The following is a 15,471-nucleotide window of genomic DNA, read 5'->3' on the forward strand; positions in this document are numbered from 1 at the left end:
CGGCCGGTTCGGGCCGTACGGCAGCACAGGCGATCGAACGGTGACGGGCCGGACGGATGTCCGTCCGGCCCGTCGAATCCTGGCCGACCTCAGATGCTCAGAGCCGGGACTCCAGCTCCGCGACGACCTCGTTCAGGCCGACCGCGGTCTGCTCGCCGGACTCCATGTCCTTGACCTGGACCAGGCCCTCGGCGAGGTCGCGCTCGCCGAGCACCAGCGTGTAGCGGGCGCCGGAGCGGTTGGCGGCCTTCATCGCGGCCTTCAGGCCCTTGCCCCCGTAGGAGAAGTCGGCCGCGACGCCGACCTTGCGCAGCTCGGTGACCTTGGCGAACAGCACCCGGCGGGCCTCCTCGCCGAGCGGGACGGCGAAGACGCTGGTGGTGGACGGCAGGTCCAGCTCCACGCCCTCCGCCTCCAGGGCGAGGACGGTACGGTCCACGCCGAGCGCCCAGCCGACCGAGGGCAGCGCGGGGCCACCGATCATCTCGGACAGGCCGTCGTACCGGCCGCCGCCGCCGACGGCGGACTGGGAGCCGAGGCCGTCGTGGACGAACTCGAAGGTGGTGCGGGTGTAGTAGTCCAGGCCGCGGACCAGCTTGGGGTCGTCCTCGAAGACGACTCCGGCGGCGGTGATCAGCTCGCGGACCTCCTCGTGGTACGCCTTGCAGGCGTCGCACAGGTAGTCGCGCAGCAGGGGGGCGCCGGTGAGCTGCTTCTGCACCGACTCGCGCTTGTCGTCCAGGACGCGCAGCGGGTTGATCTCGGCGCGGCGCAGGGTGTCCTCGTCGAGGTCGAGCCCGCGCAGGAAGTCCTGGAGCGCGGCCCGGTACACCGGACGGCACTCGGCGTCGCCCAGGCTGTTGAGCAGGATGCGGAACTCGCGCAGGCCCAGCGAGCGGTACGCCTGGTCGGCCAGGATGATCAGCTCGGCGTCGAGCGCGGGGTCCTCGGCACCGATCGCCTCGGCGCCGACCTGGGAGAAGTGGCGGTAACGGCCCTTCTGCGGGCGCTCGTAGCGGTAGTAGGAGCCGGAGTACCAGAGCTTGACCGGGAGGTTGCCCGCCTTGTGCAGGTTGGCCTCCAGGGCGGCGCGGAGCACGGAGGCGGTGCCTTCGGGGCGCAGGGCGAGCCGGTCGCCGCCCTTGGTCTCGAAGGCGTACATCTCCTTGGTGACGATGTCGGTGGACTCGCCGACACCGCGTGCGAACAGCTCGACGTTCTCGAAGCCCGGCGTCTCGATGTAGCCGTACCCGGAGTTGCGCAGGGGGGCGGCGATGGCCTCGCGGACGGCGAGGTACTGGGCGGACTGCGGCGGGATCAGGTCGTACGTGCCCTTGGGGGCCTTGAAGGTGCTCACGGAAGTTCTCTCGTCACATTCCTCGTCGGGGAGCCGGGTCGGTTCCCTGGCCGGCGGCCACCTGCCGCAGATAGGGGTTGGTGGCGCGTTCCTGGCCGATGGTGGTCTGGGGGCCGTGGCCGGACAGGACCACGGTGGAGTCGTCGAGCGGCAGGCACACGCGTGCCAGCGACCCGAGCATGTCCTCCATCGATCCGCCCGGCAGGTCGGTGCGTCCCACGGAGCCGGCGAACAGCAGATCCCCGGAGAAGAAGACCGACGGGACGTCGGCGCTCTCGGGCATCCGGAAGGTCACCGACCCCCTGGTATGGCCCGGCGCGTGGGCGACGGAGAACTCCATCCCGGCCAGGTCCAGCTTCGCGCCGTCGGTCAGCTCCCGGACGTCGTCCGGCTCCCCCACGGTCAGTTCGCCCATGAGCGGCATCCCGATGGACCGGCCGAGCGCCTTCTCGGGATGCTTGAGCATGTAGCGGTCGTCGGGATGAATCCACGCGGGCACGTCGTGCGCGCCGCACACGGGGACGACGGAGGCGACATGGTCGATGTGGCCGTGGGTGAGGACGACGGCGGTCGGCTTGAGGCGATGCTTCTTCAGCGCTTCCTCGACGCCGGGGGCGGCCTGATGGCCGGGGTCGATGATCACGCACTCCTCACCGGCGGCGGGGGCGACGAGATAACAGTTCGTCCCCCAGGCCCCGGCGGGGAACCCGGCAATGAGCACGATCGTCCTTCGTTGTGTCGGTACGGGAGGGCTCGCGCGCGGGCCGCCCGTGATGGGAAGAAGCCCCTAGAGCCTACCGGCGCTGCCGTTTCCTCAGCGAACCCATATACGGTACGGGGCTACACGCGCCTGTCGGATCACAGGACGCACACGTACCGGTCGGCATACGACACGCATGAGGGAGAAAACCCGGTGGTCAGCCAGGAGCAGCGGCGGCGTCAGCTCGCACGGGAGAAGTTCTTGCGGCAGCAGCAGCGGCGCACGGACGCGCGACGCAAGGCGCGCATGCGCAACTCGGTGATCGCGTCGGTGCTCGGCGTGATCGTGATCGGCAGCGTGGCGCTCTACACGACGGGCGTGATGAAGGACGACGGCGACAAGAAGGTGGACGCCGCCGGGTCCTCGCCGAGCGCGGCAGCGAGCCCGAGCAAGGCGCCGGACCCGTGCGCGAAGCCGGCCGAGGGCTCGGTGAAGAAGCAGTCCTGGAAGAAGGAGCCGGCGATGTCGATCGACACGTCGGCCGACTACACGATGAAGCTGGCCACCACCTGCGGCGACATCGGCATCGCGCTGAAGGCGTCGGCGGCCCCGCACACGGTGAACTCCTTCTCCTACCTCGCGGACAAGGGCTTCTTCGACCACACCAAGTGCCACCGGCTGACCACGAACGGGATCTACGTCCTGCAGTGCGGCGACCCGACGGCCGCGGGCACCGGCGGGCCGGGCTACACGATCCCGGACGAGAATCTGAAGGACAAGAGCCTCAAGAAGAACACGTACCCGGCGGGCACGGTGGCGATGGCCAACACCGGGCAGCCGCACACCGGCGGCAGCCAGTTCTTCCTGGTGTACAAGGACAGCCCGCTGCCGCCGTCGTACACCCCCTTCGGCACGATCGACAAGGCCGGGCTGAAGGTGCTGGACAAGATCGCCAAGGCGGGCGAGAACACCGGCCAGGGCGACGGCGCCCCGAATGCGACGGTCGTGATCGACAAGGCGACGGTCACGAAGTCCTGACGCCGCCGGGGCGTTCCGGTCCGCCTCCGCGGGCCGGTCGCCTGCGGAATTGGGTGCCGCCGGATGCGGACAGGCCCCCTGCCGGTCGCCTATGTTGGCGATGACGAAACTGTGGACGATGCCAGGGGGCCGGGAGGCTCCCCGCAGGCATCATGTGGAGGAGGCGCTGTGAGCAGCGACCCGTGGGGCCGCGTCGACGAGACGGGGACCGTGTACGTGCGTACGGCCGACGGCGAGCAGGTCGTCGGATCGTGGGCGGCCGGCTCCCCCGAGGAGGCGCTTGCCTACTTCGAGCGCAAGTACGAGGGCCTGGTGGTCGAGATCGGCCTCCTCGAGAAGCGCGTGCAGACCACCGATCTGTCCGCCAAGGACGCCCAGACCGCGATCGGCCACATCCGCGAGCAGGTGGACGCGCACCACGCGGTGGGCGACCTGGACGCGCTGCGGACCCGGCTGGACAAGCTCGTCGAGAAGGTCGAGTCGCGCCGCGAGGAGCGCAAGGCGCAGCGCGCCAAGCAGTCCGACGAGGCCCGCAAGGCCAAGGAGGACTTGGTCGCGGAGGCGGAGCAGCTCGCGGCGTCCGACCAGTGGCGGGTGGCCGGTGAGCGGCTGCGGGCGCTGGTGGACACCTGGAAGGGCCTGCCCCGGCTGGACCGCAAGTCCGACGACGAGCTGTGGCACCGCTTCTCGCACGCCCGGTCGGCGTTCTCCAAGCGCCGCAAGGCGCACTTCGCGCAGCTCGACTCGCAGCGCGAGGACGCCCGGCGGGTGAAGGAGCGGCTGGTCGCGGAGGCCGAGGCGCTGTCCGGTTCGACGGACTGGGGCGCGACGGCGGCCCGGTACCGCGAGCTGATGGCGGACTGGAAGGCCGCGGGCCGCGCCCAGCGCGAGCACGAGGACGACCTGTGGAACCGCTTCCGGGGCGCGCAGGACGTGTTCTTCGCCGCGCGCAGCTCGGTGTTCGCCGAGCGGGACGCGGAGCAGGGCGAGAACCTGAAGCTGAAGGAGGCGCTGGCCGAGGAGGCCGAGCAGATCCTCCCGGTGCGGGACCTCAAGGCGGCGCGTGCCGCCTTCCGTTCGGTCAACGAGCGGTGGGAGGCCATCGGTCATGTGCCGCGGGACGCGCGGGGCAAGGTCGAGGGCCGGATGCACGCCGTCGAGCGGGCGATCCAGGAGGCCGAGGAGGCCGAGTGGCGCCGGACCAACCCGGAGGCGCGTGCGCGTGCCGAGGGTCTGACCGGTCAGCTCCAGGCCGCCGTGGACAAGCTCCGCGGCCAGGTCGAGCAGGCCCGCGCCCAGGGCAACACCTCCCGCGCCGACAAGCTGGAGCGTGAGCTTCAGGGCCGCCAGGCGCTGCTGGACCAGGCGCTCAAGGGTCTTGAGGAGTTCGGGGGCTGATCACTCCCCCACCCGCATACGCCGAGGGGCTCCGTACACACCGTACGGAGCCCCTCGGCGTATGCGTCCTAGCCCCGGTTGCGGGCGGAGGTGACGCGGTAGACGTCGTAGACGCCCTCCACGCCCCGGACCGCCTTCAGGACGTGGCCCAGGTGCTTGGGGTCGCCCATCTCGAAGGTGAAGCGGGAGGTGGCGACCCGGTCGCGGGAGGTCTGCACGGCCGCCGACAGGATGTTGACGTGCTGGTCGGACAGGACGCGGGTGACGTCCGAGAGCAGCCGGGAGCGGTCCAGCGCCTCGACCTGGATGGCGACCAGGAAGACCGAGGACTGGGTGGGCGCCCACTCGACGTCGAGGATGCGCTCGGGCTCGCGGGAGAGCGAGTCCACGTTGACGCAGTCGCTGCGGTGCACCGAGACCCCGCTGCCCCGCGTGACGAACCCGATGATCGGATCGCCCGGCACCGGGGTGCAGCAGCGGGCCAGCTTCACCCACACGTCGTCGACGCCCTTGACGACGACACCGGGGTCGGCGCTGGAGCGCCGCTTGCGGCTGCGCCGGGTCGGCGGGACCGGCTCCTCGATCTCCTCGGTGGCCGCCTCCTCGCCGCCGAGCGCCTGGACGAGCTTCTGCACGATGTTCTGCGCGGAGACATGGCCCTCGCCGATCGCCGCGTACAGCGCGGAGATGTCCGAGTACCGCATCTCGTGCGCCAGCGTGACCAGGGAGTCCCCGGTGAGGATGCGCTGGATCGGCAGGTTCTGCTTGCGCATCGCGCGGACGATCGCGTCCTTGCCCTGCTCGATCGCCTCGTCCCGGCGCTCCTTGGAGAACCAGGCGCGGATCTTGTTGCGGGCGCGCGGGGACTTGACGAAGCCCAGCCAGTCGCGGGAGGGAGCGGCACCGGGCGCCTTGGAGGTGAAGACCTCCACCAGGTCGCCGTTGTCCAGGGTGGACTCCAGCGGCACCAGGCGTCCGTTGACGCGTGCCCCTATGGTCCGGTGGCCGACCTCGGTGTGCACCGCGTAGGCGAAGTCGACCGGGGTGGCCCCGGCCGGGAGCGCTATCACGTCGCCCTTGGGCGTGAAGACGAAGACCTCGTTGCGGGACAGGTCGAAGCGCAGGGACTCCAGGAACTCGCCGGGGTCCTCGGTCTCCTTCTGCCAGTCGAGCAACTGGCGCAGCCACGCCATGTCGTTGAGGTGGTCGTCCTTGCCCTTGCCGGACGACTTCGGCGCGTCGGTGCGCACCTTGGAGGCGCCGGCGACGGCCTCCTGCTTGTACTTCCAGTGCGCGGCGATGCCGTACTCGGCGCGGCGGTGCATGTCGAAGGTGCGGATCTGCAGCTCGACCGGCTTGCCGTTGGGTCCGATGACCGTCGTGTGCAGCGACTGGTACATGTTGAACTTCGGCATCGCGATGTAGTCCTTGAACCGGCCGGGGACCGGGTTCCATCGCGCGTGGATCGTGCCGAGCGCCGCGTAGCAGTCCCGGACGGTCTCCACCAGGACGCGGATGCCGACCAGGTCGTAGATCTCCGCGAAGTCCCGGCCGCGGACGATCATCTTCTGGTAGACGCTGTAGTAGTGCTTGGGGCGGCCGGTGACGGTCGCCTTGATCCGGGCGGCGCGCAGGTCGGCCTGCACCTCGTCGGTGACTATGGCCAGGTACTCGTCGCGCTTGGGGGCGCGCTCGGCCACCAGCCGCACGATCTCGTCGTACATCTTGGGGTAGAGGATGGCGAAGGCCAGGTCCTCCAGCTCCCACTTGATGGTGTTCATGCCCAGGCGGTGGGCGAGCGGCGCGTAGATCTCCAGGGTCTCGCGCGCCTTCTTCTCCTGCTTCTCGCGCTTGAGGTAGCGCATGGTGCGCATGTTGTGCAGGCGGTCGGCGAGCTTGATGACCAGGACGCGGGGGTCCTTGGCCATGGCGACGACCATCTTGCGCACGGTCTCGGCCTGCGCGGCCTCGCCGAACTTGACCTTGTCCAGCTTGGTGACGCCGTCCACCAGCAGCGCGACCACGTCACCGAAGTCCCGGCGCAGGTCGTCCAGGCCGTACTCGGTGTCCTCGACGGTGTCGTGCAGCAGCCCTGCCATCAGGGTCGCCGGGTCCATGCCCAGCTCGGCCAGGATGGTGGTGACGGCGAGCGGGTGCGTGATGTACGGGTCGCCGCTCTTGCGCTTCTGGCCGCGGTGCCAGCGCTCGGCCACCTGGTAGGCGCGCTCGATCTGGCGGAGCGTCGCGTTCTCGATCTTGGGGTCGTTGCTGCGCACTATCCGCAGCAGCGGCTCCAGCACCGGGTTGTAGGGGTTCGCGCGCTGCACGCCGAGGCGGGCCAGGCGGGCGCGGACGCGGTTGGAGGAGCCGGAGCGGGGCGCGGTCTGGCCGGCCGCGGGGCGCACGGGGGCGGGCTTGGGGCGCGCGGTGTCGGCGGTCTTCTCCACCGGCGCCGACTGGGCGTGCTCGACCGAGCCGCGCCGGTCGTTCTTCGCGTCGGACGCGTTCGGCGCGGGCTTCACCGCGGGCGCCGAGGCGGACTCCGGCTTTGCGGCGGTCAGTGGCTGGGCCTCGTCGGGCAAGAGGACTCCTAGTGCGCGATCCGGGTCCCCCGGTCAGGCTCCGGAAACCCCATGGTAGCGATCCCGGGCCCCGCCATCGCCTTCAGGCCGCGGGGAGAACGGTCCACCAGTGGAACACCTGGGACGGGTGGTGGATTCCGGTGGCCGGGCCCGGGACGCGCAGCGGCCGCGAGCGCGGGCCGGGGAAGGCCCGGTGCGCTCGCGGCCGCCAGGGTCCGCTCGGTCCGGTTCAGACCTGGAGCAGCGCCTCCAGGGGCGCTCCGTCCAGGGCGGACTCCAGCCGGGCGCGGCCGTCGAGGAAGCCCAGCTCCATGAGGACGGCGACGCCGGAGACCCGTGCGCCGGCGCGCTCGATCAGCTTGATCGCGGCCTCGGCGGTGCCGCCGGTGGCGAGCACGTCGTCCACGATGAACACGCGGTCACCGTCGGACAGGTCCTCAGCGTGCACCTCGATCTCGGCGGAGCCGTACTCCAGGTCGTACGCCTGGCGCAGCGTGGCTCCGGGGAGCTTGCCGGCCTTGCGGACCGGGATGAAGCCGAGGCCCGCGCGGACGGCGACCGGCGCGCCCAGGATGAAGCCCCGTGCCTCCAGGCCGACGATCTTGGTGGCCCCGGTGGCCGTGGCGAGTTCGGCCAGCGTGTCGGTGAGGGCCGTGAACGCGGCGGGGTCGGCCAGGAGCGGGGTGATGTCCTTGAACATCACGCCCGGCTCCGGGTAGTCGGCCACATCGCGGATACGGCTGAGCAGCAGTTCCTGGATGGAGGTCATCGGCGCTTTCCAGAGGGTCGGCCGCGGCCCCGGTTGCGGGGCGCGGGCTGGTCGCGCGGGCCCACCACAGCGGGCGCCGCGCCGTCGGACGGTTCTCCGGCGGCGGACCGGGACTCCCCCTGGGCCTCTCCGGCGGCGGCCTGGGCACGCTTGGCCATGACCCGCTTCCTGAGGGCCTTCATCGCCGGCTCGCGCTCCTTGAGGTCGGCGACGAGCGGTGTGGCGATGAAGATCGAGGAGTACGCGCCGGCCGCGAGGCCGACGAACAGCGACAGGGAGATGTCGTTGAGGGTGCCCGCTCCGAGGAAACCGCCGCCGATGAACAGCAGGCCCGCCACCGGGAGGAGTGCGACCACCGTGGTGTTGATGGAGCGCACCAGGGTGCTGTTGATCGAGTGGTTGGCGATGTCGCTGTAGGTGAAGCGGGTCTGCTTGGTGATGTCCTTGGTCTGCTCCTTGAGGCTGTCGAAGACGACGACCGTGTCGTAGAGCGAGTAACCGAGGATGGTCAGCAGACCGATGACCGTACCGGGCGTGACCTCGAAGCCGACGAGGGCGTAGATGCCGACGGTGATGGTGATGTCGTGGATCAGCGCGACGAGGGCCGCGATGGCCATGCGCCACTCGAAGGCGATCGCCAGGTAGATCACCACGAGCACCATGAAGATCGCCAGGCCCTGCCACGCCTTGTTGGCGATCTGCTCGCCCCAGCTCGGGCCGACCAGGTCGGCGTTGAGCTTCTCGGGGTCGAGCTTGAGGTCCTTGGCCAAGGTCTGCTTGACGTCGTCGGACTTGGCGGTGTCGAGGCCGGCGATCTGGATGCGCAGGCTGCCGTTGCCGAGCTTCTGCACGACGGCTTCCTGGCCGGAGGCGTCGTGGGCGTACTCCTCGACCTGGGCGACCGAGGCGCTCATCTTGGTCGGGGTGGTGAAGACGGCGCCGCCCTGGAAGTCGATGCCCATGTTCAGGCCGCGCACCGCCAGGCCGAGGATGGCCGTGATGGTGATCAGGATGGAGACGCCGTACCAGATCTTGCGCTTGCCGATGAAGTCGTAGCTGACTTCGCCGCGGTGCAGCCGAGCGCCGAGGTTACCGAGTTTCGACATCGCTCACGCCCCCTTGGGGTCGACGGGGCCCGTGGTGGGACCGGAGGGACGGCGGGTGCGGCGCAGCGGGGGCTTGGCGCCCAGGCTCCGCGGGTCGAGGCCGGACCACTTGTGGCCGTCGGCGAAGAACCTGCGGCGGGCCAGCAGCGTCATCAGCGGCTTGGTGAAGAAGAAGACCACCACGACGTCGAGGACGGTGGTCAGACCGAGCGTGAACGCGAAGCCCTGGACCTTGCCGACGGTCACGATGAACAGCACGGCGGCGGCGAGGAACGACACGAAGTCGGAGACCAGGACGGTGCGCCGGGCGCGCGGCCAGGCACGCTCCACGGCGGGGCGCAGGGTGCGGCCCTCGCGGATCTCGTCCCGGATGCGTTCGAAGTACACGATGAACGAGTCGGCGGTGATACCGATGGCGACGATGGCACCGCAGACGGCGGGCAGGTTCAGCGCGAAGCCGATGGCCGGGCCGAGCAGCGACATGATCACGTAGGTGAGGATCGCGGAGACCAGCAGGGAGGCCATGGCCACCAGCGACAGACCGCGGTAGTAGGCCACCAGGTAGACCACGACCAGCAGGAGGCCGATGGCGCCCGCGAGGAGGCCGGCCTTGAGCTGCTCGCCGCCCAGGGCCGCGGTGACCGTGGTGACGGTCTCCTCCTGGAAGGACAGCGGGAGCGCGCCGTAGGACAGCATGTTGGCGAGGCTCTGGGCCTCTTCCTGGGTGAACCGGCCGGAGATCTCGGCCTGGCCGCCGGTGATGGCCTGCTGAACGTACGGGCTGGAGACCACGTCGCCGTCGAGGACGATGCCGAACTCGTTCTGCGGCTGCTGGTTCTTGGCCAGCTCGCCGGTGATGTCGGCGAACTTCTTGGCGCCGGAGGAGGTGAAGTTCATCTGCACCTGCCACCCGGAGGCGCCCTGGGTGTCGAAGACCGCCTTGGCGTTCTTCACCTCGGTGCCGTCGACGGCGGCGGGGCCGAGGACGTACTTGTACCAGACCTTGTTGATCTCACCGCAGGCCACGGTGGGCTCGCCGGGCTTGCCGGCCTGGCCGACCTTGGCGCGTTCGGCGGGCTTGGTGCAGTCCAGGGCCGCGTACTGGGCCTGGAGCTTGGCGGTGGCCGCGTCGGCGCTCGGCGTCGGAGAGGGGCTCGCCCCGCCGGAGGACTTGGCGCTCGGGGAGCCGGCGGGCGACGGGGTGGCGTCGGCCTTCAGCGCGTCGCTCACGGCGCGGCCCTGGGAGGTGGCCGTGGCGTTCGGCGAGGGGGCGCCGGAGGGCGAGGTCGCCTTCTGGTCGCCGGAGGGGCTGGCGGCCGGGCTCGGGGAGCCGCTGGCGCCGGAGGAGGTGCTCGGCGACGGCTTGGGGGCCGCGCCGCCGCTGGGCTCGCTGGCCAGGACCGGGCGGAAGTACAGCTTGGCGGTGGTGCCGACCTGCTGCTGGGCCTCCTTGGAGTTGGTGCCCTTGGGGATGTTGACGATGATGTGATCGTCGCCCTGGGTCTGCACCTCGGCCTCGGAGACACCAAGGCCGTTGACACGGCGGTTCATGATGTCGACCGCGGTGTCCATGTTGGCCTTGTTGATCGCCGACCCCTGGTCGGCCTTCGCCTTGAGCGTGATGCTCGTACCGCCGGCAAGGTCGATGCCGAGACGCGGGGTGGTGTGCCCGGAGAGGAACATTCCCCCGGTCATCGCCACGATGGCGATCAGGATGAGGACCAGCGAGCGCCCTGGCTTGCTCTGGGCACTCGGGCCCCGGCCCTTCTTAGGTGCTGCCACCTTCTCGTACTCCCTCTCGGGCCGCCCGGTGCGCCGTGGGCGCCGGTGGCCATGACATGGTGTCGGGATTCCGTGCGGGAAAACGTGCGGGAACCGAGCCGTCCGGGGCGTCCCGCGCGCCCGGTGAAGGGCGCCGGGACGCCCCGGGGACGTGACTACTTCGCGTCGGTGTCGCCGTCGGTCTTCTTCGGCGCCTCGGCCGGCTCGGCCGCCTCCGCCTTGTTCACGACGGTGTCGTCCTTGGCGGCGGGCTCGACGGTCTCGGCCTTGTCGGCGAGCGTCTTGTCCTCGGCCGCGGCGGTGTCCTCGGCGGCGTCCTTCTTGCCGAAGTCGACGGCCTTGTGCTCGGCGTCGGCGGCGGTGAGGGAGGAGGCGTCGTCCGGGACGGTCTCGCCGTCCGACTTCAGGTCGTGCTCGACGCCGTGGATGATGCGGTTGTACTCGTCGTCGGAGAGGACGGCGCCGATCGCGTTCTTGGCGAAGATCAGCTCGACGCCCGGCCCGGCGTCGAGGAGGACGGTGTCCTCGGTGACTTCCTTGACCGTCGCGTACATCCCCCCGATCGTGCGGACACCCGAACCGGGCTGCATCTCGTTCCGCATGTTGACGGCCTGCTGCTGCTTCTTCTTGGCCGAGCGCGTCATCAGGAACATGACCGCGATGAGCACGATGAAGGGGAGAAGGGTATAGACATTCACGAGACGGAATTTCCTTCGCGCGACCGCGCGGTGAGCGGCCTGTTGGAGGGGGCTTGGTCGGCGTCGCCCACAAGGGCGGCATCGGCGGAGTCTAAGCGAGTCCGCGTGCATGGAACAACGCTCAGCATGGCACCTGGGTTCCTCCTGGGGCCAATGCGCCGGTCTCACGCCCCGAACAGGTCCTGTTGTCCGTTTCCCGTGGCCGGCCGCTGCGGCGGGGTGAGGCCGAGGTGCGCCCAGGCCGCCGGGGTGGCCACGCGCCCGCGCGGGGTGCGGGCGAGCAGGCCCTCGCGCACCAGGAACGGTTCGGCGACCTCCTCCACCGTCTCCCGCTCCTCCCCCACCGCCACGGCCAGCGTGGACAGGCCGACCGGGCCGCCGCCGAACAGTTTCAGCAGCGCCTCCAGCACGCCCCGGTCGAGCCGGTCGAGGCCGCGGGCGTCCACCTCGTAGACGGCGAGGGCGGCGGCCGCGATGTCCTCGGTGATCAGGCCGTCCGCCTTGACCTGGGCGTAGTCCCGCACCCGGCGCAGCAGCCGGTTGGCGATACGGGGCGTGCCGCGCGAGCGGCCGGCGATCTCGGCGGCGCCGGACGGGTCGATCTCGACGTCCAGCAGGGCGGCGGATCGGTGCACGACCCGCTGGAGTTCGCGCGGCTCGTAGAACTCCATGTGCGCGGTGAAGCCGAAGCGGTCGCGCAGCGGGGGCGGCAGCAGGCCGGCGCGGGTGGTGGCGCCGACCAGGGTGAACGGGGGCAGCTCCAGCGGGATGGCGGTGGCGCCGGGGCCCTTGCCGACGATGACGTCGACCCGGAAGTCCTCCATCGCCATGTACAGCATCTCCTCGGCGGGCCGGGACATGCGGTGGATCTCGTCCAGGAAGAGGACCTCGCCCTCCTGGAGGGAGGAGAGGATCGCGGCGAGGTCGCCGGCGTGCTGGATGGCGGGCCCCGAGGTGATGCGGATGGGGGCGCCCATCTCGGCCGCGATGATCATCGACAGGGTGGTCTTGCCGAGGCCGGGGGCGCCGGAGAGCAGCACGTGGTCGGCGGTGGCGCCGCGCGCGCGGGCGGCGCGCAGCACGAGGTCGAGCTGTTCGCGGACCTTCTCCTGGCCGATGAACTCGCCGAGATCCTTGGGGCGCAGGGCGGCTTCGACGGCCTGGTCCTCCCGGTCGGCGGCGGTGTCCACCAGCCGGTCCGCGGCGGCGCCGTCCGTCGTGTCGTCCCAGTTCACTTCAGGTGCTCCTAGCGGGATGCGCGCGGGTCAGCGGGCGCGGTTCAGGGTCTGGAGGGCGGCCTTGAGCAACTGGCCGACCTGGGGGGTGCCGCCCGCCGCCTCGGCCTGGGGGGTCACGGCGGTCACGGCCTCGTCGGCCTCGCGGGTGGCGTAGCCCAGGCCGATGAGGGCCACGTGCAACTGGTCGCGCCAGCCCTGGCTCACCGGGGCGCCGACGGCGGGGGCGCCGATGGGGGCGCCGAGCCGGTCCTTCAGTTCCAGGAGGAGTTTCTGCGCGCCCTTCTTGCCGATGCCGGGGACGGCGGTGAGGGCCTTCTCGTCGGCGGTGGCGACGGCGCGGCGCAGCGCGTCCGGGCGGTGGGTGGCGAGCATGGCCTGGGCGAGGCGGGGGCCGACGCCGCTGGCGGTCTGGAGCAGTTCGAAGACCTGGCGCTCGTCGTCGTCGGCGAAGCCGTACAAGGTGAGCGAGTCCTCGCGCACGACGAGGGTGGTGTGCAGCCGGGCGTCCTGGCCGACGCGGAGCTTCGCCAGGGTGTCGGGCGTGCACTGGACGGCCATGCCGACCCCGCCGACCTCGACGACCGCCGAGTCGGGGGCGAGGGCGGCGACGGTGCCGCTGACGAAGGCGATCATGCCGTTCGGCCTTTCGTTGCGTGCGCGGTGCGCGGGGCTGTCTTCCGGTCCGTCTTCTGCGCCGTCTTCTGGGCCGTGTGCCGGTCGACCGCCTGCTGGAGCCGGTTCTGGGCGGGGGCGCGCCAGATGTGGCAGATGGCGAGGGCGAGGGCGTCGGCGGCGTCGGCGGGCTTGGGGGGCGCGCTGAGCCGGAGCAGCCGGGTGACCATGGCGCCGACCTGGGCCTTGTCGGCGCGGCCGGTGCCGGTGACGGCGGCCTTGACCTCGCTGGGGGTGTGCAGGGCGACCGGGATGCCGCGCCGGGCCGCGCACAGCATGGCGACGGCGCTGGCCTGGGCGGTGCCCATGACGGTGCTGACGTTGTGCTGGCTGAAGACGCGCTCCACGGCGACGAACTCGGGTTTGTGCTCGTCCAGCCACTGTTCGAGGCCCTGCTCGACGGCGAGCAGCCGGTGGCTCAGCTCGGCGTCGGGGGGCGTACGGACGACACCGACGCCGACCATGGTGAGCGGTCGTCCCGCGACCCCCTCGACCACCCCGACTCCGCACCGCGTCAGTCCGGGGTCCACCCCTAGCACCCGCACCTGTCGCCCCCTGGGCTCGATCATTTGTTTGTGCAGGCTATCGGGTGCCACTGACAACGTCCCGCAACCGGGCCCCGGCAAAGGCGACGGGCCGACGGGTTGCCCCGTCGGCCCGCTCCCACGCCGAGCCCGCAGCGGCGTTACGCGTCGACCTTCTCCATGACGTCGTCGCTCACGTCGAAGTTGGCGAAGACGTTCTGCACGTCGTCGCTGTCCTCGAGGGCGTCGATCAGCTTGAAGATCTTCCGGGCACCGTCCTCGTCCAGCTCGACCTGCATGGTCGGGACGAAGTTGGAGTCGGCGGAGTCGTAGTCGATGCCGGCCTCCTGGAGGGCGGTGCGGACCGCGACCAGGTCGGTGGCCTCGCTGAGCACCTCGAAGGACTCACCGAGGTCGTTGACCTCCTCGGCACCGGCGTCCAGGACGGCACCCAGGACGTCGTCCTCGGTCAGCTCGCCCTTGGGGACGATGATGACGCCCTTGCGGTTGAACAGGTACGACACCGAGCCGGGGTCGGCCATGTTGCCGCCATTGCGGGTCATGGCGACGCGGACGTCGGAGGCGGCACGGTTGCGGTTGTCGGTGAGGCACTCGATGAGCACCGCGACACCGTTGGGGCCGTAACCCTCGTACATGATCGTCTCGTAGTCGGCGCCGCCGGCCTCCAGGCCGCCGCCGCGCTTGACCGCGGAGTCGATGTTCTTGTTGGGGACCGACTGCTTCTTCGCCTTCTGGATGGCGTCGTAGAGCGTCGGGTTGCCCTCGATGTCGACGCCGCCCATGCGGGCCGCGACCTCGATGTTCTTGATGAGCTTCGCGAAGAGCTTGCCGCGCTTGGCGTCGATCACGGCCTTCTTGTGCTTCGTCGTAGCCCATTTAGAGTGGCCGGACATCTGCCTGTCTCCTTCGCGTAACCCGATCCGATACGGACTCCCCCGGCGCTGGGAGAGCCTGAGGGGTACCGCCGCAGATCCTACAAGGACTCCGGTGTCCGGTTCGCGCGGACCATGTCGACGAAGAGCCCGTGCACACGGTGGTCGCCGGTCAGCTCCGGGTGGAACGAGGTGGCGAGCACGTTGCCCTGGCGTACGGCGACGATGTGGCCGTCGTGCTCGGCGAGCACCTCGGCCGACGCGCCCACGGACTCCACCCAGGGGGCGCGGATGAAGACGCCCTCCACGGGGGCGCCGTCGACGCCCTTGACGTCGACCGCCGCCTCGAAGGACTCGTTCTGGCGGCCGAAGGCGTTGCGGCGGACGATCATGTCGATGCCGCCGATGGTCTCCTGGCCCGAACGCGGGTCGAGGATCTTGTCGGCGAGCAGGATGAGCCCGGCGCAGGTGCCGTAGACGGGCAGCCCGGCGCGCACGCGGGCGCGCAGGGGTTCCATCAGGCCGAAGAGGACGGCCAGTTTGGAGATGGTGGTGGACTCGCCGCCGGGCAGGACGAGGGCGTCCACCTCGGCGAGTTCCTCGGGGCGCCTGACCGGCCTGGCCACGGCGTCCGCCGCGGCCAGGGCGATGAGGTGCTCCCGTACGTCGCCCTGGAGGGCCAGGACGCCGATGACGGGGGTGTTCATGTGACGG

14 protein-coding genes are annotated in these 15,471 nt (G+C 70.7%); 2 read left to right on the forward strand and 12 right to left on the reverse strand.

Annotated features, from left to right (window positions below; translation table 11 throughout):
- Window positions 1-97: 97 nt before the first annotated feature.
- Together hisS and ACZ3HQ_RS25560 are read right to left on the reverse strand one after the other, a co-directional pair.
- Window positions 98-1,357, reverse strand: a complete 1,260-nt coding sequence (gene hisS, locus ACZ3HQ_RS25555) for a histidine--tRNA ligase (RefSeq protein WP_467514358.1) — start codon at window positions 1,355-1,357, stop codon at window positions 98-100.
- Window positions 1,358-1,370: 13 nt separating this feature from the next.
- The gene (locus tag ACZ3HQ_RS25560; protein WP_467514360.1) at window positions 1,371-2,078 is read right to left on the reverse strand and encodes an MBL fold metallo-hydrolase; all 708 of its coding nucleotides are present in this window, start codon (window positions 2,076-2,078) and stop codon (window positions 1,371-1,373) included.
- 192 nt (window positions 2,079-2,270) lie between these two features.
- Here ACZ3HQ_RS25560 and ACZ3HQ_RS25565 point away from each other — a divergent pair, with 192 nt between their 5' ends.
- Both ACZ3HQ_RS25565 and ACZ3HQ_RS25570 read left to right on the forward strand, forming a co-directional pair.
- Complete coding sequence (locus ACZ3HQ_RS25565; protein ID WP_467514362.1) at window positions 2,271-3,095, forward strand: peptidylprolyl isomerase; 825 nt, start codon at window positions 2,271-2,273, stop codon at window positions 3,093-3,095.
- Window positions 3,096-3,263: 168 nt separating this feature from the next.
- On the forward strand, window positions 3,264-4,493 hold the full coding sequence (locus ACZ3HQ_RS25570; protein ID WP_467514363.1) for a DUF349 domain-containing protein: 1,230 nt from the start codon (window positions 3,264-3,266) through the stop codon (window positions 4,491-4,493).
- Between the two features lie 68 nt (window positions 4,494-4,561).
- Here the strand turns inward: ACZ3HQ_RS25570 and ACZ3HQ_RS25575 are convergent, their stop codons facing one another.
- From ACZ3HQ_RS25575 to pdxT, 10 genes are all read right to left on the reverse strand, one after another.
- Window positions 4,562-7,075, reverse strand: a complete 2,514-nt coding sequence (locus ACZ3HQ_RS25575; RefSeq protein ID WP_467514365.1) for a RelA/SpoT family protein — start codon at window positions 7,073-7,075, stop codon at window positions 4,562-4,564.
- 229 nt (window positions 7,076-7,304) lie between these two features.
- The gene (locus ACZ3HQ_RS25580; RefSeq protein ID WP_467514367.1) at window positions 7,305-7,844 is read right to left on the reverse strand and encodes an adenine phosphoribosyltransferase; all 540 of its coding nucleotides are present in this window, start codon (window positions 7,842-7,844) and stop codon (window positions 7,305-7,307) included.
- Window positions 7,841-8,950 carry a protein translocase subunit SecF gene (gene secF / locus ACZ3HQ_RS25585; RefSeq protein ID WP_467514369.1) on the reverse strand — a complete coding sequence of 370 codons (1,110 nt, stop codon included), beginning with the start codon at window positions 8,948-8,950 and terminating at the stop codon, window positions 7,841-7,843. Before secF ends, ACZ3HQ_RS25580 begins: the two co-directional genes overlap by 4 nt.
- 3 nt (window positions 8,951-8,953) lie before the next feature.
- Complete coding sequence (gene secD, locus ACZ3HQ_RS25590) at window positions 8,954-10,732, reverse strand: protein translocase subunit SecD (RefSeq protein ID WP_467514371.1); 1,779 nt, start codon at window positions 10,730-10,732, stop codon at window positions 8,954-8,956.
- Window positions 10,733-10,887: 155 nt separating this feature from the next.
- The gene (gene yajC / locus ACZ3HQ_RS25595) at window positions 10,888-11,430 is read right to left on the reverse strand and encodes a preprotein translocase subunit YajC (protein WP_467514373.1); all 543 of its coding nucleotides are present in this window, start codon (window positions 11,428-11,430) and stop codon (window positions 10,888-10,890) included.
- 164 nt (window positions 11,431-11,594) lie between these two features.
- On the reverse strand, window positions 11,595-12,665 hold the full coding sequence (ruvB, locus tag ACZ3HQ_RS25600; protein ID WP_467514375.1) for a Holliday junction branch migration DNA helicase RuvB: 1,071 nt from the start codon (window positions 12,663-12,665) through the stop codon (window positions 11,595-11,597).
- A gap of 30 nt (window positions 12,666-12,695) precedes the next feature.
- Window positions 12,696-13,301 carry a Holliday junction branch migration protein RuvA gene (gene ruvA, locus ACZ3HQ_RS25605; RefSeq protein ID WP_467514377.1) on the reverse strand — a complete coding sequence of 202 codons (606 nt, stop codon included), beginning with the start codon at window positions 13,299-13,301 and terminating at the stop codon, window positions 12,696-12,698.
- A complete protein-coding gene (gene ruvC / locus ACZ3HQ_RS25610; protein ID WP_467514762.1) occupies window positions 13,298-13,885 on the reverse strand; it encodes a crossover junction endodeoxyribonuclease RuvC in 588 nt (195 codons plus the stop codon). The genes ruvA and ruvC overlap by 4 nt, the downstream gene beginning before the upstream one ends.
- 140 nt (window positions 13,886-14,025) lie before the next feature.
- Window positions 14,026-14,778, reverse strand: a complete 753-nt coding sequence (locus tag ACZ3HQ_RS25615) for a YebC/PmpR family DNA-binding transcriptional regulator (protein ID WP_031180147.1) — start codon at window positions 14,776-14,778, stop codon at window positions 14,026-14,028.
- 80 nt (window positions 14,779-14,858) lie between these two features.
- Window positions 14,859-15,464: a pyridoxal 5'-phosphate synthase glutaminase subunit PdxT gene (pdxT, locus tag ACZ3HQ_RS25620; protein WP_467514379.1), complete on the reverse strand. Its 606-nt coding sequence runs from the start codon at window positions 15,462-15,464 to the stop codon at window positions 14,859-14,861.
- Window positions 15,465-15,471 lie beyond the last annotated feature (7 nt).

The organism is Streptomyces sp. NPDC018263, from assembly GCF_055562575.1.